The organism is Arthrobacter cupressi (assembly GCF_900099975.1).
In the GTDB taxonomy this organism is placed as follows: Bacteria; Actinomycetota; Actinomycetes; order Actinomycetales; family Micrococcaceae; genus Arthrobacter; species Arthrobacter cupressi.
In genome coordinates this window covers 100,466-119,340 of the sequence record NZ_FNEI01000007.1, presented here as the reverse complement: position 1 = coordinate 119,340, position 18,875 = coordinate 100,466, and the positions used below count along the sequence as shown (strand labels likewise).

The 18,875-nt window shown below is 67.6% G+C and carries 20 protein-coding genes; 10 read left to right on the top strand and 10 right to left on the bottom strand.

What is annotated here, in order from left to right:
* Positions 1-14: 14 nt before the first annotated feature.
* Complete coding sequence (locus BLP88_RS10245; protein ID WP_084111065.1) at positions 15-1,133, bottom strand: histidinol-phosphate transaminase; 1,119 nt, start codon at positions 1,131-1,133, stop codon at positions 15-17.
* A 76-nt stretch (positions 1,134-1,209) separates the two neighbouring features.
* Here BLP88_RS10245 and BLP88_RS10240 point away from each other — a divergent pair, with 76 nt between their 5' ends.
* Positions 1,210-1,638 carry a phage holin family protein gene (locus BLP88_RS10240; protein WP_074588934.1) on the top strand — a complete coding sequence of 143 codons (429 nt, stop codon included), beginning with the start codon at positions 1,210-1,212 and terminating at the stop codon, positions 1,636-1,638.
* Between the two features lie 38 nt (positions 1,639-1,676).
* Here BLP88_RS10240 and BLP88_RS10235 read toward each other — a convergent pair whose 3' ends face one another.
* Both BLP88_RS10235 and BLP88_RS10230 read right to left on the bottom strand, forming a co-directional pair.
* Entirely contained in the window at positions 1,677-3,164 is a 1,488-nt protein-coding gene (locus BLP88_RS10235) for an alpha/beta hydrolase family protein (protein WP_074588933.1), read from the bottom strand.
* Complete coding sequence (locus BLP88_RS10230) at positions 3,164-3,463, bottom strand: hypothetical protein (RefSeq protein ID WP_074588931.1); 300 nt, start codon at positions 3,461-3,463, stop codon at positions 3,164-3,166. Before BLP88_RS10230 ends, BLP88_RS10235 begins: the two co-directional genes overlap by 1 nt.
* Before the next feature lie 202 nt (positions 3,464-3,665).
* Here BLP88_RS10230 and purB point away from each other — a divergent pair, with 202 nt between their 5' ends.
* From purB to BLP88_RS10195, 7 genes are all read left to right on the top strand, one after another.
* Positions 3,666-5,105 (top strand): adenylosuccinate lyase, encoded by a 1,440-nt coding sequence (gene purB / locus BLP88_RS10225; protein WP_074588929.1) that lies wholly within the window; start codon positions 3,666-3,668, stop codon positions 5,103-5,105.
* Between the two features lie 187 nt (positions 5,106-5,292).
* Positions 5,293-5,949, top strand: a complete 657-nt coding sequence (locus BLP88_RS10220; protein ID WP_074588927.1) for a histidine phosphatase family protein — start codon at positions 5,293-5,295, stop codon at positions 5,947-5,949.
* A gap of 128 nt (positions 5,950-6,077) precedes the next feature.
* Positions 6,078-6,581: a GNAT family N-acetyltransferase gene (locus BLP88_RS10215; RefSeq protein ID WP_074588925.1), complete on the top strand. Its 504-nt coding sequence runs from the start codon at positions 6,078-6,080 to the stop codon at positions 6,579-6,581.
* Positions 6,582-6,650: 69 nt separating this feature from the next.
* The gene (locus tag BLP88_RS10210) at positions 6,651-7,085 is read left to right on the top strand and encodes an acyl-CoA thioesterase (RefSeq protein ID WP_074588923.1); all 435 of its coding nucleotides are present in this window, start codon (positions 6,651-6,653) and stop codon (positions 7,083-7,085) included.
* 50 nt (positions 7,086-7,135) lie between these two features.
* Positions 7,136-8,017: a hypothetical protein gene (locus BLP88_RS10205; protein ID WP_074588921.1), complete on the top strand. Its 882-nt coding sequence runs from the start codon at positions 7,136-7,138 to the stop codon at positions 8,015-8,017.
* Positions 8,018-8,056: 39 nt separating this feature from the next.
* Entirely contained in the window at positions 8,057-8,470 is a 414-nt protein-coding gene (locus BLP88_RS10200; RefSeq protein WP_074588920.1) for a nuclear transport factor 2 family protein, read from the top strand.
* Between the two features lie 154 nt (positions 8,471-8,624).
* Complete coding sequence (locus tag BLP88_RS10195; protein ID WP_084111059.1) at positions 8,625-10,055, top strand: TrkH family potassium uptake protein; 1,431 nt, start codon at positions 8,625-8,627, stop codon at positions 10,053-10,055.
* 4 nt (positions 10,056-10,059) lie between these two features.
* Here BLP88_RS10195 and BLP88_RS10190 read toward each other — a convergent pair whose 3' ends face one another.
* From BLP88_RS10190 to BLP88_RS10165, 6 genes are all read right to left on the bottom strand, one after another.
* On the bottom strand, positions 10,060-10,881 hold the full coding sequence (locus BLP88_RS10190) for an aldolase/citrate lyase family protein (protein WP_084111056.1): 822 nt from the start codon (positions 10,879-10,881) through the stop codon (positions 10,060-10,062).
* Positions 10,866-11,651 (bottom strand): 2-oxo-hept-4-ene-1,7-dioate hydratase, encoded by a 786-nt coding sequence (gene hpaH / locus BLP88_RS10185; RefSeq protein WP_074588918.1) that lies wholly within the window; start codon positions 11,649-11,651, stop codon positions 10,866-10,868. The genes BLP88_RS10190 and hpaH overlap by 16 nt, the downstream gene beginning before the upstream one ends.
* A gap of 77 nt (positions 11,652-11,728) precedes the next feature.
* Positions 11,729-12,820 (bottom strand): 3,4-dihydroxyphenylacetate 2,3-dioxygenase, encoded by a 1,092-nt coding sequence (hpaD, locus tag BLP88_RS10180; protein ID WP_074588917.1) that lies wholly within the window; start codon positions 12,818-12,820, stop codon positions 11,729-11,731.
* A gap of 50 nt (positions 12,821-12,870) precedes the next feature.
* Entirely contained in the window at positions 12,871-14,382 is a 1,512-nt protein-coding gene (gene hpaE / locus BLP88_RS10175) for a 5-carboxymethyl-2-hydroxymuconate semialdehyde dehydrogenase (RefSeq protein ID WP_074588915.1), read from the bottom strand.
* A 14-nt stretch (positions 14,383-14,396) separates the two neighbouring features.
* Positions 14,397-15,053: a GntR family transcriptional regulator gene (locus BLP88_RS10170; protein ID WP_074588913.1), complete on the bottom strand. Its 657-nt coding sequence runs from the start codon at positions 15,051-15,053 to the stop codon at positions 14,397-14,399.
* Positions 15,046-16,521: a fumarylacetoacetate hydrolase family protein gene (locus tag BLP88_RS10165; RefSeq protein ID WP_373366888.1), complete on the bottom strand. Its 1,476-nt coding sequence runs from the start codon at positions 16,519-16,521 to the stop codon at positions 15,046-15,048. The genes BLP88_RS10170 and BLP88_RS10165 overlap by 8 nt, the downstream gene beginning before the upstream one ends.
* Positions 16,522-16,686: 165 nt before the next feature.
* Between BLP88_RS10165 and BLP88_RS10160 the strand changes: the two genes are divergently transcribed.
* Together BLP88_RS10160 and BLP88_RS10155 are read left to right on the top strand one after the other, a co-directional pair.
* Positions 16,687-17,112 carry a VOC family protein gene (locus tag BLP88_RS10160; protein ID WP_084111053.1) on the top strand — a complete coding sequence of 142 codons (426 nt, stop codon included), beginning with the start codon at positions 16,687-16,689 and terminating at the stop codon, positions 17,110-17,112.
* A gap of 1 nt (position 17,113) precedes the next feature.
* Positions 17,114-17,677 carry a YdeI/OmpD-associated family protein gene (locus BLP88_RS10155; protein WP_074588907.1) on the top strand — a complete coding sequence of 188 codons (564 nt, stop codon included), beginning with the start codon at positions 17,114-17,116 and terminating at the stop codon, positions 17,675-17,677.
* 14 nt (positions 17,678-17,691) lie between these two features.
* Here BLP88_RS10155 and BLP88_RS10150 read toward each other — a convergent pair whose 3' ends face one another.
* Positions 17,692-18,774, bottom strand: a complete 1,083-nt coding sequence (locus BLP88_RS10150) for an FUSC family protein (protein WP_175453535.1) — start codon at positions 18,772-18,774, stop codon at positions 17,692-17,694.
* Positions 18,775-18,875 lie beyond the last annotated feature (101 nt).

The window sequence follows — 18,875 nt, the reverse complement described above, 5'->3', positions numbered from 1 at the left end:
ACATTTGTGAATCCCTACAAAGGCCGTGGCGGGTTTGTATAACCCGCACAGAGTTCGAGGAACCGGGTGTTCGCCTCGACCTCTCCGATGCTGACCCGGACACCCTCATTGGCGAAGGCGCGGACCGACAGTGCGCGCTCCCCGGCCAGTTCCGCGAACCCCGCACTGTGCTCACCCAGGTTGAGCCAGACGAAGTTCCCCTGGGCTTCCGGAACAAACCAGCCCAGTTCCCGCAGGCCTGCCACGACGCGTTCGCGTTCGTCCACCAAGCCCTGCACCCTCTCGATCACCTCGTCGAAGTGCCCCAGGGACGTCACGGCGGCACGTTCGGCGATCTGCGACACCGCGAATGGTGTGGCCGCAACCCGTAGGTACTGCGTGATGTCGTGGCCGGCGACGCTGTAACCCACGCGGAGCCCGGCGAGGCCGTGAGCCTTGGAGAAGGTGCGCAGAACCACGACGTTCGGGTATTTGCGGTACAACTGGAGGCCGTCCACCGCCTCCGGGTCGCGGACGAATTCCTGGTACGCCTCGTCGATGACCACCACGACGCCGGACGGGACGGACTGGATGAAGCGTTCCGTTTCCTCCGCGGTGAGGATGGGGCCGGTGGGGTTGTTCGGGGTGCAGAGCAGGATGACTTTGGTACGCACGGTGACGGCGGCGGCCATGGCCTCGAGGTCGTGGCGCCCATCCGGCATCAGCGGAATCCGTACGCTTTCGGCCCCGGCAAGACCGACGCAGATGGGGTAGGCCTCGAAAGACCGCCATGCGTAAATCACTTCGTCAGCCTTGCCGTCGGCGTTCTGCCCGGCGAAGGCGGCGAGGATCTGGTTCAGGGCTCCCAGGCTTCCGGCGCCGGTGACAACATCGTCGGCGGGGACCCCGAGGAAATCCGCAAGCGCGTTCCGCAGCTTGGTGGCAAGCGGGTCAGGGTAGCGGTTGATGTCGCTCTGATCGGCGATGGCCTCCAGGACCGCGGGAAGGGGAGGCAACGGATTCTCGTTCGAAGACAGCTTGTAGCTGGTCAGGCCCTCAATCACAGCAGGCGGTTTTCCAGCCGCGTACTTGGGGAGGTTGTCGACGACCGGCCGGGGCCGGACGCCCTCCGGTGCGATGTCGGAAGAAGTCATGGTTCCAAGCGTACTGGTCCCGGTTTTTGGCCCCGCTGCGGACACTCCTTGCTGTCCTGTGTGAAAGCATGGGCGCATGGGTGCATTCATCGTCCGTGTCCTGATCAACGGCCTGGCTCTTTGGGTGGCCGGCTGGATTCTTCCCGGCTTGGACATCTCCACCGCGGCCACAAGCAACGCCGTCAACAATGCCGGCATCACGCAGGGCGGTGAAACTTTGGGCATTGTGCTTGCCTATTTGTTCATCGGCCTGATTTTCGGAATCGTCAATGCCTTTGTGCGGCCGCTCGTGAAGCTGCTGTCCCTGCCGATCACCATCTTGACGCTGGGCCTGTTCACGATCATCATCAACGCCGCGATGCTCTACCTCACTGCGTGGCTCAGCAGCTACACGCCGGTGCATCTGACCATCGATTCCTTCTTCTGGACCGCGGTCCTCGCCGCGATCATCATCAGCGTCATTTCCCTGGTGGCCAGCTGGATCCCGGGAGCCCGCCGCCGCTGACTGCGGCCGGGAGTCGGCGTCCGCGCCGCTGTTCATTCTCAGCGCCACCCCGCTTCGGAGCGGTTCTCCGGGGCACGGGGACGCACACGTTCCGCTGGCGCTGGAGTGGGCATCGATTCGCGGGTGAGCTTGAACCTGGTCACCGTCATCCTGGGCGCGTTGGACCCGGCCACCGCCGCTCCGCCCGCCCCGAGGGCGCCCGCCAGCGCGGCGGTGGACGCCGTAAGCGACGGCTCACTGCTCGCGGCAACGAGTTCCGCTCCTTCCGCATAATTCTTCAGCTTGTGCCCCGGCCCCAGGCCCGGGTCTTCCCCTTCGACGGTCCGGACCGGGTTGTTGAGCGTCACCGTCACCCGGTCCTTGGTGTCGGCATTGGGCGCGCCGTCGCAGCCCGGAACCCAGTCCTGGCTGTGCTCCAGGTGCAGGCTGCTGATCCCCGGCTCGGGCTTGATGCCGCCGACCGGGGAACCCGCCGTGAAGACGTATTTGAGGTCGAACTCGGCGAGGAACGCCTTGTTGGCCGCCAGGTTCATCGCGTGAACCCCGCCCTGGCTGTGTCCCACTGCCACGACATTTTCGCCGGCTTCCGCCCCCGCCTCCCTGAGGGCCTTCCGGATGGCCGGTGTGAGGTAGGCGGAGTCGTAGGCAAGGGCATCGACGATCCCGCCCTCGTCGATCGGATTGCTTCCGCCCGGCGGATCCCCCTTCTGCGTTCCGGGAATTACCACCACCCATGCGCTTTTCGTGCCCCCGCCCTCGTCCTGCGGCACCTTGATGACGGCGATTTCCCCCTCTCCCCCGCTGTGCAACGGTTCGGCCCGGCGAATCAGGCCCGGCAGAGAAGTATCGATGGGTTCTTCGGTGGTCGACACCTTCTGCACGGTGACGGGGCGCGGTTTCAGGTGCGCCATCCCTGGCACCTCCACCATGGCCCGGAGGATCGCGCGAACGTCGGTCTGGCCGGCCAGCACACCGGTCAGTGTCCCGAGCAGGGAGCCCGGGACTGCGGCCCCGAGGAGGGAACCGACCATCAGCGGGAGCTGGGCCACCAGCTGCTCGGCACGGTCCCGGTCGCCCGGCTGTGTCCCGGCAAGACCTCCTTGGCCCAGCCGCACACCCATCTCCAGCAGGGGCGGATGCAGGAGCCCCGCCCGGAGCGTGATCGCGTTCAAGGCCTCGGTGTACTCGTATTCGCGGTAGCTCGCCCGGACCTGCTCGCCGGTTGCACGGATCGCGTCACGGACCTGTCCGGCCCCCTGAGCGCCATCGTTGATGGCGGCCAGTGCCGGGCCGCCGCTGGTGAAGGTCCGTAGTTCCGTGAGGAAGAGTTCGCGGCGGACAGCATCGATTTCCGTGACGGTGGCATCCAACTCCCGGACGACACCGTCCAAGGCGTTGGCCCCTGCCAGGAGTTCTTCGAACTGGAAGCTGATCCCGCCCACACCACCGCGGACCCCCATGACGCCGTCCGGCGCCGGCTCCACAGGCAGAATCGCGCCGTCGCCGTGGGTGCGCGCCCCCGGCATCAGAAGCCGTTTCCCGCGGCCAGCGCCGCCTGGTGCATGAGCAACGCCGAAGCCTCCCGCAAGGCATCACGTGCCCTCCGCAGCTCGGCCACGCGGCGGACGAGGGCGTTGCGGTAGGCCCGGCCCGCCGGGGATTGCCACTGCCCCATCTGCACCTGCGCAAGCCGGGCCAGGGCAGCGTCCGCTTCGTCCGCGCAGCGCGCCACCCGTGTGGCCAGCTGTTGGACTCCGGCGCCGCCGGAAGAGCCCTGCCACAGCTCGTAACGGGTTTCCGCTGACGCCAAACCAGGATTCCCCATCTTTGTCTCCTTCACGTTTTCGGAAGCGGGCAGCCCGCCCTGGTGCACCGAAGCTACGGCCACGCACCCTGGGTGCGGAACCGCCGTCGGGCGCTATGTGGACAAACCGCCGGCAGGACGGCTGTGGAGGACAGGCCGCAGCGGTATTCACATAGCGGGGTCGGCTTAAGGCGCCGGCTGGAGTTCATGAAAGAATTGGCCCATGCCTGAAACCGCCGCCGCTGTTACCCGTACGCCCTCCGGACGCCTGGCCCTCGCCGCGTCGCCGGAGCAGATCGCCCTCGGCCCCCTGGACGGCCGTTACCAGTCCGCCATCGCACCGCTGGTCGATTACCTGTCCGAGGCCGCCCTTAACCGCGACCGCGTGGCCGTCGAGGTCGAATGGCTCATCCACCTGACCAGCAACAGCGTGCTGCCGGGCGCCGGCCCCCTGACCGCCGAACAGCAGGACAAGCTGCGCGGCATCGTCACCGAATTCGACGCCGCCGCCGTGGCCGAGTTGGCCGAGATCGAGGCCGTCACGGTGCACGACGTCAAAGCCGTGGAGTACTACATCAGCCGCCGCCTTCCGGCCATCGGCATCGAGAACCTGACCGCGATGGTGCACTTCGGCTGCACCTCCGAAGACATCAACAACCTGTCCTACGCCCTGGGCATCAAGGGCGCCGTGGAGGACGTCTGGCTGCCGGCCGCCCGTGCGCTGGTGCAGCAGATCGAAGGCATGGCCGAAGAAAACCGCGCCGTGCCGATGCTCTCCCGCACCCACGGACAGCCCGCCACCCCCACCACGCTGGGCAAGGAACTGGCCGTGATCGCGCACCGCCTGGGCCGCCAGCTGGACCGCATCGCCAAGACCGAATACCTGGGCAAGATCAACGGTGCCACCGGCACCTACGCCGCGCACGTCGCCTCCGTTCCCGGCGCCGACTGGCAGGCCGTCTCCAAGTCCTTCGTCGAGGGCCTGGGCCTGACCTGGAACCCGCTCACCACGCAGATCGAAAGCCACGACTGGCAGGCCGAGCTGTACTCCGACATGGCACGCTTCAACCGGATCCTGCACAACGTCTGCACGGACATCTGGAGCTACATCTCCATCGGCTACTTCCGCCAGATTCCGGTCGCCGGTGCCACGGGTTCGTCCACCATGCCGCACAAGGTCAACCCCATCCGCTTCGAAAACGCCGAGGCGAACCTGGAAATCTCCAACGGCCTGCTGGACACCCTCGCCGCCACGCTGGTCACCTCCCGCTGGCAGCGCGACCTCACGGACTCCTCCTCGCAGCGCAACATCGGCGTGGCGTTCGGTCACTCCCTGCTGGCCATTTCAAACGTCGCCAAGGGCCTGAAGGCACTCGACGTCGCGGGAGACGTCCTCGCCGGCGACCTCGACACCAACTGGGAAGTCCTGGGCGAGGCCATCCAGATGGTGATGCGCGCCGAGGCGATCGCCGGCGTCGCAGGCATGGAAAACCCCTACGAACGCCTCAAGGACCTCACCCGCGGCCACCGCGTGGACGCCGATCGCATGCAGGAATTCGTCTCCGGCCTGGGCCTGTCGGCAGACGCCGAAGCACGCCTGCTGGCGCTCACCCCCGGCAGCTACACCGGTATCGCGGACGAACTGGTGGACCACCTCAAGTAGGACGCAGCCGCGGAAGCGGCAGCCGCTCACGGGCGGCATCACGACGGCGGCGGGCCGGGACACAGCCTCACCAACAGGGGCGTCCCGGCCCGCCGCCGTCGTTCCCGCCTGGGTCGTCGCTCCCGTCTGGGCTGTTCCCGCGATCGTTTTCTGCCGGGATGTCCGGCCCGGCGAGTAAGGTGCCAGCATGAGGCTTTTGCTTATCCGTCACGGCCAGACTCCCGGCAACGTCCTGGGCCAGCTGGACACCGCGTTTCCCGGCCCCGGGCTGACCGGGCTCGGCGAGCGCCAGGCCGCCGCCCTCCCGGAAGCCCTGGCGGACGAAGCCATCGAGGCCATCTACACCTCAACCCTCCTCCGCACCCAGGTCACTGCCGCACCGCTGGCCAAGGCGCTCGGCCTGGAACCGGACGTCCTGGACGGCGTCCACGAGATCGAAGCCGGGGCCCTGGAGAAGAAGACGGACCACGAATCGCACATGCGGTACATGGGCACGGTGTTCGCCTGGTGCGACGGGAACCTGGATGTGCGCATGCCGGGCGCGTTCACCGGCCATGACTTCTTCGACCGCTTCGACGCCTCCGTAAACAAGGTGGCCGCGGCAGGCCATTCGACGGCGGTGATCGTCAGCCACGGTGCCGCCATCCGCTGCTGGGCCGGTCGGCGGGCCGAGGACATCGACACCCTCTTCGCTGAAACCCACCAACTGCCCAACACCGGGATCGTGGTGCTGGAAGGCGATCCCGACGCCGGCTGGAGCGTACTGCACTGGGACCGGATCCCCGTGGGCGGCCTCGCCCTGGCCGATCCGACGGCGGAAGACCCCACCGGCGAAGCGCTCTAACCCTCGGAAACCCGCGGCCCGGACGCGGTCCACCGCCAGTTCTCCGGACCCTTACGCACAGGAAACACGGCGGTAACCGCTGCTTTCTAGGCTTGATCTGCATAACCCCTCCGGCGAAAGAGGTAGCGATGCAGACCAACCCGCGGCTCAACATCCGTCAGGTCAGCTGGGCAAACCCCGTGGGCGCAGATCTGCGCGCGGCCCAGCAGTCCGAACTGGATTCCCGTTTCGGCACGTCCGATCACGAACCCGGCCCGGCGCCGTCGGAGGCCGATACAGCGGTCTTCGTGGTGGCGTACGAGAAGTGTTCCGGACAGCCGCTGGGCTGCGGCGGGCTGCGGATCGTGGACGACCGCACCGTGGAGATCAAGCGGCTGTACGTGGTCCCTTACGCGCGGGGGTCCAGGGTGGCCAGTTCCATCCTGGCCAGCCTGGAAGGCCTGGCGCATTCGAGGGGGTACCAGGTGATCACGGCAGAGGCGGGCTCGGCGCAGACAGACGGCCGCAGCTTCTATGAAAGCTCGGGCTTCGAACCGGTCGCCAACTTCGGGCCGTACATCGGCCTCAGCGGATCCCAGTGCTACTCCAAGGCCCTCGATTCCCACAGCGCAGCGCATACCGCCATGGCCTGATGGCTTAATGTTCGGCGCAATGCACGCCGCCGCGGGTGCTGCGGGCAGCGGCTCGGATAATCTCGCCCTATGGAAAAAGCAGACATCACGTTCCGGACCCGCAAATGGGTGCGCCCGGAGGACCTGAACGCCAACGGCACACTGTTCGGTGGAAGCCTGCTGAAGTGGATCGACGAGGAAGCGGCGATCTACGCGATCATCCAGCTGGGCAACGGCCGTGCCGTCACCAAGTACATCTCCGAGATCAACTTCGTGAGCTCGGCGGTGCAGGGGGACCTGATCGAACTGGGCATCACCGCCACCCGGTTCGGCCGGACCTCGCTGACCATGCGCGCCGAAGTGCGGAACATGATCACGCGCCGCAGCATCCTGACCATCGAGGAACTCGTCTTCGTGAACCTGGGCGAGGACGGCACCCCCCAGCCGCACGGCTACACGGAAATCACCTACGATCGTGACCGCATCCCGGCCCACCACCTGACCCAGACCCTCCAGCAGGACTGAACCCGCCGGCGTCGTTCCGGCCGTCAGTCCGTGCGGCTAAGATGCAGCGCATGGAGCTGAGTGCAGTGGCCGCGGAACTTTACGCGCTGCTGCCCGCCGAATTCATTGCTGCCCGCGGGGCGCGTGCGAAGGAGGCGAAGGCTTCCGGGGACGCGGAGCTGGCTGCCCGGATCGGCCGGTTGCCGAAACCCACGGCCACAGCCTGGGCCATCAACCTGCTCGCGCGCAGCGGCGCCCCGGAACTGGAGGAACTGCTGGGGCTGGGCGCAGCGCTGCGGGAGGCCCAGGCCGGGCTCGATCCGGCGCGGCTGCGGGAACTCGGGCAGCAGCGCTCCCGCCTGCTGGCTGCCGCGGCCGGGAAGGCTGACGAACTTGCCACCGGGCTCGGGGTCCGGCTGAGCGGCGCCGCGGCGGGTGATGTCACCGTGACGCTGCGCGCGGCGCTCGGTGATTCCGACGCCGCCGCCGCCATCCGGAGCGGCGTGCTGGTGCGGGGGCTGTCCGGTGACGGCGTGGACGCGGTGGACTTGTCAGGTGCGCTGGCGGTTGCGGGTAGTACGGTTCCCGCCGCGCCTGCCGCGCCGCGCGGGAAACCGCAGAAAAAGGACGACGGCGACAAAGCGGCCCGCGAGAGCCTGCAGGCGAAGGCCGAGGACGCCGAGCGCGCGGCCGGGCAGGCGGAAGCGGAATTCGCGGAAGCCGAACAAGCGCTGGCAGAGGCCACGCTCCGGCGTCGGAAGCTCCAGGCGGCGCTGAAGGAAACCCGCGAGCGGCTTTCGTCCCTCGAGGAGGAACTGGCGACAGCCGAGCAGGACGCGCGCCGGGCCGGCCGCACCGCCGAAGCGGCGGAAAGGCTGGCGGCGCAGAAACGCCGCATCGCCGGACAGGCCCGCCGCTGGCTGGAACGCTACTCGGGCCGCGACGGGGGCTGAGCACTTGATGGCGGCACAGGCGGGGCGTAGAACGTAAGCATGAACGACGTCAACGCGTGGATGGACAAGTACATCGCCGCCTGGACCTCGAACGACCCCGACGACATCCGCGCCCTGTTCACCGAAGACGCTGTCTACGCCACCCGGCCGGACAGCGATTCACCGTGGCGCGGACATAACGAAATCGTGGACGGCTGGACCGACGCCGGCGATATGCCGCATGCCTGGGCCTTCGAGTGGACCCTGCTCGGGCAGGACGGCAATCTGGCCTTCGTGCAGGGCCTTACCACCTACTTCAACGGCCAGCCCACCTACGACAACCTCTGGGTGATCCGCTTCGCGCCGGACGGCCGCGCCTCGGAATTCACCGAGTGGTACATGGCCCGGAAGGGGCCTGCAGAGGCCGGCACGGCGGAGGCTCATGCGGCCGAGGCCGGAACGGCGGAAGGCTAGGCGCACCCTTCCGAATACCGCCCACTCACAGCGGAAAAACCCGCGTAAAGGTTTCGTTAAGACCCCCTCCCGGCGCGATCCGGCGGTGTTAGGCTCCGTGAGCGCTCGGCACAGGAACCCGCCGGCGTCGTACGGCCAGCGGAGGGAAGCACTGATGTCGAGAGCACGGAAGCCGGCATCGGAACGCCCGCGGAATGGACTAATCCGGGACAGGAGCGCGGCGGACGCGGTTCCCCGGGCGAAGAAGGAAAGCGCGATCGCCCGCGCGCTGCTGCACCCCGTCCGTTCCCTGCCCTTGGCGTTCCTGGTGGTGATCCTGATCGGCGCGGCGTTGCTGATGCTGCCGTTCTCCCGGACTGACCTGAGCGTCGACCCCGGCCTCGCTCCCCTGTTCACGGCCGTGTCCGCCGTCTGTGTCACCGGCCTGGTCACCGTGGACACGGCCACTTTCTGGACCCCGTTCGGGCACGTGGTAATCCTGGGCCTCATCCAAGTGGGCGGCTTCGGGATCATGACGCTCGCCACCCTGTTGGCTTTGGTTGTCCGGAAGAGCCTTGGTCTCCGCGGCCAGCTGGTGGCGCAGTCCGAAACCCACACCCTGAATTTCGGTGACGTCCGGGCGGTGCTGTTCCGCGTCGCGAGGATCATGCTCACCGTGGAAGGTGCCACGGCCGCCGTGCTGTCCGCCCGGTTCTGGCTCGCCTACGACCAGAACCCCGGGGTCGCCCTCTGGCACGGGGTCTTCCACGCGGTGTCCGCCTTCAACAACGCCGGGTTCGCGCTCTACAGCGACAACCTCGTAGGCTTCGCGGAAGACCCCTGGATCCTCGTGCCCCTCTGCCTGGCCGTGATCACCGGCGGGCTCGGTTTCCCCGTGATCATCCAGCTCATCAAGGGCATCCGGCTCAAGGACTGGACCGTCCACCTCCGGCTGACCGTCTTCGGCACGGTGGCATTCCTGCTGCTGGGCTTCGCCGCTTTCGCCGCCTTCGAGTGGAACCGGCCCGAAACCCTGGGGCCGCTGAGCACCGGCGGGAAGTTCCTGGGCGCTTTCGCTGGCAGCGTCTTCCCGCGCACGGCCGGCTTCAACAGCATCGACTACGGGGCGGCGTCGTCGGACACCCTCATGGTGACCGACATCCTGATGTTCATCGGCGGCGGAAGCGCCGGCACCGCGGGCGGCATCAAGATCACCACGTTCCTGGTCCTCGGCTTCGCGATCTGGAACGAGATCAGGGGCCGCGAACAGGTGACCATCGCCCACCGCTCCATCAGCCCCACTGTGCAGCGCCAGGCCCTGACGGTGGCCCTGCTCGGCGTCGCCGCGGTGATCGGCGGGACCCTGCTGATGCTCCTGCTGACCGATTACAGCCTGGAGAAGGTCCTGTTCGAATCGATCTCGGCCTTCGCGACGGTTGGGGTGAGCACGGGCATCACCTACCACCTGCCCGAGGCCGCCCAGTGGGTGCTGATGGCCCTCATGTTCACGGGCCGCCTGGGCTCGGTCACCCTGGCCTCGGCCCTGGCGTTGTCCTCGCACCCCCGGTTGTTCAGGCTGCCGGAGGAGCGGCCGATCATCGGGTAGGGGCTCAGTAACTTGGCCGCGCTCCGCCGTCGTACTCCTCGTCCGGACCGGGAGCCGGCACGAACTTTGCCGCCAGGGTCTCGCTCCCCCGGGCCAGCATCGCGACGTCGGCGCCCACCAGCACAAAGGAGGCTCCGGCGTCGAGATACGCTTTCGCCGTCGCTTCGTTGAAGGCGTTGACGCCGGCTGGTTTGCCGGCCGCTTTGGCGGCGTCGAGGCAGTGTTCGACGGCGGCCCGCACCTTGGGGTGTTCCTGTTCGCCGAGCAGCCCCATGGAGGCAGCGAGGTCCGACGGTCCGAGGAAAACGGCGTCGACGCCGTCGACCGCGAGGATCTCCTCCACCGCGGCAACCGCCGCGGTGGACTCGATTTGGACCGTCACGCTGACCGTCTCCGAAGCGCGGGCGAGGTAGTCCGGGATCCTGTTCCAGCGCGAGGCGCGGGCCAGCGCCGAGCCGACGCCGCGGACACCATGCGGCGGGTAGCGGACAGCGGCGACGGCGGCACGCGCCTCCGCGGCCGAATTGACCATCGGAATGAGCAGGTTCTGCACACCCAGGTCCAGGTACTGCTTGAGCAGGACGGTGTCGTTGACGGGCGGGCGCACCACGGCCTGGACCGGGTAGCCGTGAACCGTCTGCAGCTGCGCCAGGATGGACTCGAGCCCGTTGGGGCTGTGTTCGGCGTCGATCAGCAGCCAATCCAGGCCGGACCCGGCGCAGATCTCGGCGACCAGGGGGCTGCCGGAGCAGATCCACATCCCGGCCAGCGGCCGGTCCGCGGCGGTTAGGGCCTCGGCGAAGGTCGGTTCTACACGAATCGGCATGTGATGGCTCCCAGCGGTCCGTAATCGGCGTGGACGGTGTCCCCTTTGTACACCCAGAGCGGGCGGGTGAAGGAGCCGGCCAGGATGATCTCCCCTGCCTTGAGGCCGTCGCCGTGCGGGGCGATCTTGTTGGCCAGCCAGTGCACCCCGGCGGCGGGGTGGTCCAGCACGCCGGCCGCGACGCCGGTTTCCTCGACGGTCTGGTTCTTGTACAGGATCGCGGAGACCCAGCGGAGGTCGACGGCGTCGGGCCGCACGGGGCGTCCGCCCACCACCATGGCGCCCATGGCGGCGTTGTCCGCGATGGTGTCCACGATGGTCCGGCCCTCCATCTCGATCCTCGAATCCAGGATCTCGAGGGCCGGAACCACGTAGTCGGTGGCATTCAGGACGTCGAAGAGGGAGCAGCCGGGGCCGGTGAGGTCGTTCTTCAGTACGAAGGCCAGCTCGACCTCCACCCGGGGGTGGGTGTAGCGGTCCCATTCCACGGAGCAGCCGGTTTCCAGGACCATGTCATCGAAGATGGCGCCGTAATCCGGCTCGGTGATGCCGGTGGCCGCCTGCATGGCCTTGGACGTGAGGCCGATCTTCCGGCCCACCAGCGTCCGGCCGGCGTCCTCGTTCCGGCGCCGCCAGAGCTGCTGCACGGCGTAGGAATCCTCCACCGTCATCTCCGGGTAGCGCGCGGTCAGCCGCGGAACCGGGGTCCGGTTCCGGCCGGCCTCCACCAGCTCGTCCGCTATGGCCTCGATCGTTGTCGCATCCAGCATGCCGTTCCTTCCACCCGTCCCCTCCGACGCCGCCCCTTTCGGGGGCGGTCTTCCTTCGCGCAGCCCTCGCTGGCAGCCTAGACCTGTGCTCCGAGCTTGAAGCCTTCGACGCCGGAACCCGGCGCGCCGTCGTCGTCCTTACGTGTGTAGGAAAAGCCGTCGGCACCCACGGTGACGGCCATTTCGGAGGCGTCGGTGCGTTCGATGACCGGCTGCGGGTTGCCGTCCAGGTCCAGCACCAGGGAAGCCTCGGTGTACCAGGACGGGACCACCGGGTTGCCCCACCAGTCGCGGCGCTGGTTGTCATGCACGTCCCAGGTGACGGTGGGGTTGTCCGGGTCGCCGGTGTAGTAGTCCTGTGTGTAGATCTCCACACGGTGGCCGTCCGGGTCCAGGATGTACAGGTAGAAGGCGTTGGAGACGCCGTGCCGGCCGGGGCCGCGTTCGATCCGGTCACTGATGCGCAGGGCGCCCATCTTGTCGCAGATCTGGATGATGTTGTGCTTCTCGTGCGTGGAGAACGCGATGTGGTGCAGGCGCGGGCCGTTGCCGCCGGTCAGGGCGGTGTCGTGCACGGTCTGCTTGCGGTGCATCCACGCGGCGTACGTGACGCCGTCGGAATCCTTGATGTCCTCGGAGACGCGGAAGCCGAGGTCCTCCAGGTACTTGCGGCCGCGCGGGACGTCCGGGGTGACCTGGTTGAAGTGGTCCAGGCGGACCAGCTCGCCGGCGGAGTAGAGGTCGTAGCGCTGGGTGAGGCGTTCGACGTGCTCCACCTCGTAGAAGAACTCGTAGGGGAAGCCCAGCGGGTCCTCGACCCGGACGGAGTCGCCCACGCCCTTGGTGAAGCCTTCCTTGCGGCGCTCCACCCGGCAGCCGAGCTCCTTGTAGTAGGCCTCGGCGGCGTCCACCTCGGCCGGCGACTTCACCCGGTACGCGAACGCGGCCGCCGCGGCGACGGGGCCCTTGCGGAGCACCAGGTTGTGGTGGATGAACTCCTCGAAGGAGCGCAGGTAGATGGTGTTCTCGTCCTCTTCGGTCACGTGCAGGCCCAGCAGGTCCACGTAGAATGCGCGGGACTTGGCGAGGTCGGTGACCACGAGTTCCAGGTAGGCGCAGCGGACGATGTCCGGGGCCGGGACCGAAGGCTTGGGGATGACGTTGTTCATGATGGTCTCTCTTCGTTGAAAGGTCGGGAGGTTAGGCGCCGGAGCTGTGTCTAGGCGCCGAACTTAGGCGTGTGGACGGAGCCGAGGGTGATGTGCACGGCCTGCTGGTCGGTGTAGAAATCGATGGAGCGGTAGCCGCCTTCGTGGCCGAGGCCCGAGGCCTTGACCCCGCCGAACGGGGTGCGCAGGTCGCGGACGTTGTGGCTGTTCAGCCACACCATGCCGGCCTCGACGTTCTGGGAGAAGTTGTGGGCGCGGGTGAGGTTCTGGGTCCAGATGTAGGCCGCCAGGCCGTACTTGGTGTTGTTCGCCAGGGCGAGGGCTTCGTCGTCGTTCTCGAACGGGGTGATTGCCACGACCGGACCGAAGATTTCCTCCTGGAAGATCCGCGCGTCGGGCGCGACGTCGGCAAACACCGTGGGTGCGATGTAGTTGCCTTCCGGGAGGTGATCGGGGCGGCCGCCGCCGGCCAGGAGCCGGCCTTCGGACTTGCCGATCTCCACGTAGGAGGCCACCTTTTCGTAGTGCTCCGGGTGGACCAGGGCGCCCACCTGGGTCTTGGGGTCGTGCGGGTCGCCGACGACGATGTTCTTGGCGCGGGCGGCGTACTTGTCGCAGAACTCGTCGTAGATGGCGCGCTCCACCAGGATCCGGGAGCCGGCGGTGCAGCGTTCGCCGTTGAGGGAGAAGACGCCGAACAGGGCGGAGTCGATCGCGGCGTCGAGGTCAGCGTCGGCGAACACCACGCACGGCGACTTGCCGCCGAGCTCCATGGACAGGCCCTTGAGGTTGGCGGCCGCGTTGCGGAAGATCGTCTGGCCCGTGGTGGTCTCGCCCGTGAAGGAAATCAGCGGCACGTCCGGGTGCTTCACGAGGGCGTCGCCGGCTTCTTCGCCAAGGCCGTTGACAAGGTTGAACACGCCGTCCGGCAGGCCGGCGTCCTTGAAGATCTGCGCCCACAGCGACGCCGAAAGCGGGGTGAACTCGGCCGGCTTGAGGACCACGGTGTTGCCGGTGGCCAGGGCCGGGGCGAGCTTCCAGGACTCAAGCATGAACGGGGTGTTCCAGGGGGTGATCAGGCCGGCGACGCCGATCGGCTTGCGGTTCACGTAGTTGATCTGCGAACCGGGGACCTTCATGGCGTCGTCGAACTGGGCCACGATCAGGTCCGCAAAGAAGCGGAAGTTCTCGGCGGCGCGCAGGGCCTGACCCTTGGCCTGGGTGATCGGCAGGCCAGTATCGAAGGTTTCGAGCTCAGCGAGGCGGTCCTCCTGGGCTTCGACGGCGTCGGCGATCTTGTTGAGCACGCGGGCCCGTTCGCGGGGCTTCATCTTCGGCCACGGGCCGTTGACGAAGGCTTCGCGGGCGGCGGCGACGGCAAGGTCGATGTCTTCCTTTTGGCCTGCCGCGGCGGTGGCGTAGTTCTTGTTGGACACCGGGTCCAGGACGTCGAAGGTCTTGCCGCCCACGGAGTCGACGAACTCGCCGTTGATGAAGTGCTGGATGTGGGTGGGCAGGTTTTCGGGAACGTAGTGGGTGCTGGTTTCTACGGAGGTCGTCATCGTTGAAGTCCTAACTACTGCTTGGCTTGGGAGAGGTACGCGTCGAGAGTGGCGGCGCGGTGTTGGCGAGCGGCTTTTTCGATGGTGTCGGCGTCGGCTCCGGTTTCGATGAGCCGGAGCAGGTTCTCGTGCTCCTCGACCGAGTCGCGGGCGCGGCCAGGGACGAAGCGGAAGGTGGAGGAGCGCAGCGAGGCGAGCCGGTTCCAACCGCGGTGGACGAGGTCGAGGATGTGCGGGTTGGGGCAGCGTTCGAAGAGGACGCTGTGGAAGTCCTGGTTGAGCTGGGTGAAGCGGACGGGGTCGAAGTGTTCCAGGCAGTCGCGCATCTCTTCGTTGACCGCGCGCGCCCGGGCAATGTCCGCGGCACCGATCAGCGGCGCGGACAACGCCGTCGCCGCCCCTTCGATGATGCTCAGGGTCTGCATCGTGTAGAGGTACTCGGTGGGGTCGATCCCGGACACGGTGGCGCCGACGTTCCGTTCAAAGGTCACCAACCCTTCGGCTTCGAGGCGGCGGATGGCCTCCCGGACGGGAACCACGCTGAAGCCCAGGTCCTCGGCGATCTTGGCCAGCACCAGGCGGTACCCGGGGGTGTAGGCGCCTTCCACGATCCGGGCCTTCACCGCTTCGTAGGCCTGCTGGGACTTGCTGCCCGTGACGGTTTCAGTCATTCTCCTTGCCCCATTCCTCGTACTTGGCGCGCCATTCGGCGTTCATCGGGAAGAGGCCGTCCACGCTGTGGCCCTGCTCGACCATCTTGAAGATGAACTCTTCCTCGCGCTCCTGGGCGATGCACTCGTCCACCAGTTCCGCGGCGATTCCCGGCGGAATCACCAGGATGCCGTCCGAGTCGGCCACGATGATGTCGCCCGGCTGCACCGTGGTGCCGCCGCAGGCGATGGTGACGTCGGTGTCCCAAGGGACGTGCCGGCGGCCGAGCACCGCCGGATGCCGGCTGGCGAAATAGGTGGGGATCTCCAGCCCGGCGACGGCCGAGTAGTCCCGCACGCCGCCGTCGGTGATGATCGCCGCGGCGCCGCGCACCTGGGCGCGCAGCGCCAGGATGTCCCCCACGGTGCCTGTGCCCTTTTCGCCGCGGGCCTCCATGACCAGGATTTCGCCCTCGTTGACCGATTCGACGGCGCGTTTCTGGGCGTTGAAACCGCCGCCGTGGGTCTTGAACAGGTCCTCGCGGTTGGGCACGTAGCGGAGCGTCCGGGCCAGGCCGACGACCCGGCGGTCCGGGCGGGTGGCCTGCAGTCCGTCGATGCTGACGTTGTTCAACCCGCGCTTGCGCAGCTGGGAGGACAGGGTGGCCGTGGCGACGGACTCGAGCTTCTTCTTCAGCTCCGGATCGAGCCCCGGCTTCGCAAGCGGCGCCAGTCCGGCTGCTTCGCGCGAACCGTACGCCTCCTCCCGCTGCGTGTCATCGGACTTGGGCTGCGCGCCGAAGGCGGCGAACGGCGTCGTGCCTTCCACGACGGCGGTGGCCAGACGGCCGCTGCTGAGCTCACCGCCGGTGACCTCGACCTCGACGACGTCCCCCGGCACCGCGACGGATGCGCCGGCGGGGGTGCCGGTGAGGATGATGTCGCCTTCCTCGAGGGTGAGCAGTTGGGAGAGGTCCGCCACGAGCCGGGCGAACGGGAAGAGGAGGTCCGCGGTGGTGTCGTCCTGGACCAGTTCGCCGTTGTGCCAGGTGCGGATCCGCAGAGCGGCGGGGTCGACGGCGGCGGCCGGGATGAGTCCGGGACCCACCGGGGTGAAGCCATCCCCGCCCTTGGAGCGGAGGTTGGAGCCCTTGTCCGCGTAGCGGAGGTCGTAGACACCGAGGTCGTTGCTGGCGGTGACCCATTCGACGTGGCCCCAGGCATCATCCGGGCTGACGCGGCGGACGCTCTTGCCAATGATGAGGGCGATTTCGCCTTCGTAGCCCAGCAGTTCGCAGCCTGCGGGACGCTCCACGGTGCCGGGGTTTTCCGCTGAACCCAAGGCCAGCGACGACGCCGGCTTGAGGAAGTACGACGGCTGCTCCGGCGTGCGCCCACGCTGCGCCGCACGGCTCGGGTAGTTGATGTGGACCGCGATCACCTTGCGCGTCCGGGCCAGCAGCTCCGGGCTGAGTTCTTGCAGCGACACAGCGTCTCCTCGTCGTCGAGCATCCATCAGGTACGAAATCGTATACGAAAACTATGCCGCGGAGTGTGAGCTGCGTCAACCCCTGCATACGGATTCGTTGACGCGCCACGCCTTCCCGGGCATCGTTGTCCGTGGCCGGCAAACAAACGGGGGAAAGGTATCGCATTGAGCCTGAGGGGTTTCAGCACGATCAGTTTTTGGGCCGACGACGTCGAGGCCGCCGCGGCCTGGTACCAGGACTTCCTGGGGTTTGAGCCTTATTTCAGGCGGCCCGGGCCCGATGGCCGCCTTGCGTACGCGGAGTTCCGGGTGGGTGACTACCAGCACGAGCTGGGCATCATCAGCAACCGCTTCCGGCCGCCGGCCGAGTCCGCAAACCCGCCGGGCGGGGCGATCATGTACTGGCACGTCGACGGACTCGAAGCGACCATGGAGAGGCTGCTCGCAATGGGCGCCACGGAGCACCAGCCGGTCACGCCGCGCGGCGACTCCGGCTTCGTCACAGCCTCGGTGGTGGACCCGTTCGGGAATGTCCTGGGCGTGATGAGCAACCCGCATTACCTCGAAATCCTTGCCGCCAAGCAGGCCTGACATGGGCACGCAGGCCCAGCCGCTCGCGTTCCGGGACGGTTCCGAATGGGAAGCCTGGCTGGAGGCGAACCATGCCACCGAGGGCGAGGCCTGGCTGCTTATCGGGAAGAAGAACTCCGGAGCACCCCTGCTGGCCATTGAAGATGCCCTGGACGGGGCTCTGTGTTTCGGCTGGATCGACGGCCAGCGCAAGGGTTTCGATGAGTCTTCGTTTCTCCAGCGCTATTCGAAACGCAGCAGCCGCAGCTCCTGGTCGCGGGTGAATGTCGGCAAGGCGGAGGCGCTGATCGCCTCCGGGCGCATGCAGCCGGGTGGTTTCGCCCAAATCGAGGCAGCCAAGGCCGACGGGCGGTGGGAGGCGGCCTACGAATCCCAGCGCACCACGGAAATCCCCGACGACGCCACTGCGGCAATCGCCGCCGACCCGGCCGCCGCCGTCGCCTTCGAACAACTCGGCCGCACCGCGCGGTACGCCCTCATCCTGCCGCTCCTCAAGGCGCGCACACCGGAGTCACGCGCGAAACTCCTGGCCGGCGTCGTGCGGAAACTGGCGGCCGGGGCGTGACGACATCCGGACAGCTAACTGCCCTCCATCGGGGAAGGCACGGGCTCCGGGAAGGATTCGCCGCGTGAATCCATAAGGCTGGGAAGGGCGGCCAAAGACTCTGCGTGGCTGGCTCCCGCGGCCTGCAACAGGTCAACCATCAGGGGCCGGAACGTCATGACCAGGGCCTGCCCGTCCAGGGTTGTCGCCCCGAATCGGGCAGGGTCGAGTTCAGCGCCCAGTTTCGTCAACCGGTCCAGCGCCTGTGAAACTTTCTCCGCCCCCAACTGCCGGTCCCGTTCCCAAAACCCGTCCGCCAGGACCGTCACCGCCCGGGCCACACGCTTCAGAAAGGCAGAGAGGCGGAGCGTGCCCTGGTCCGGGAGCGCCACCGCATTGATGGCATGCGTGAGGCGCCGGGTGAAGACCCGGCTGTTGCGGAGCGCCAGGTCCAGCTTTTCCACCGCTGCCTGGGACGTCCGGAGATTTTCCCGGTGCCGCCAGTGCAGCGGGGAGATCGTGGCGGTTTCCAGCGCACGACCCAAGGCTTCATTGGCCTCCGCAACAACGGCCTCGCCATGACGTGCGCGGATCAGGGCGTGCCATGCCAGGGCCGAGTCGTTCAGGTCGAGTGCCCGGGACGCGCCGTAGAGAACCGCAGAGATTTCATAGGCCAGCTTCCGCGTGGCCTTCCGCGGCCTCCTCAGGCCCCTCTGCGGTGCGACGATCGTGATGACCCAAGCAGCAGCCCCGCCGACCAGCGCGTCGGTGACGGTCGGCAGGAAGGACCCGGGCGATGAAGGGATCATGGCGACCAAAGCAGCCTGGATGGCCATCTGGGTGGCGAAGACCGCGCTCTTGTTCAGGAACCTGGCGATCAGCACGGCGACAAAAACGATCAAAACCGCCTGGACCGGACCGGATCCCAGCACGCCTGTGAGAAAGACGCCCGCCGCCACCCCAAGCGCGCAACCCACGGCAACCTCCAGGGCCCGGCGCGTGCGCCAGTCAGCGGAGAACTGAAGGGTAAGGAGGGCGGCGATCGCCGCGAATACCGGATTCGCATGCCCAAGGACCCACTCCGCAAACACATACGCCGCAACCGCGCAGAAGGCCATCCTGAAAGCCTCGCCGGCTGAGGACTTGCAGCGGTGGAACCCCGCGCGTACGTACGCCAACAAGGGGCTGAACATGGAGACCGCTTTCTTCCTGCCCGCCA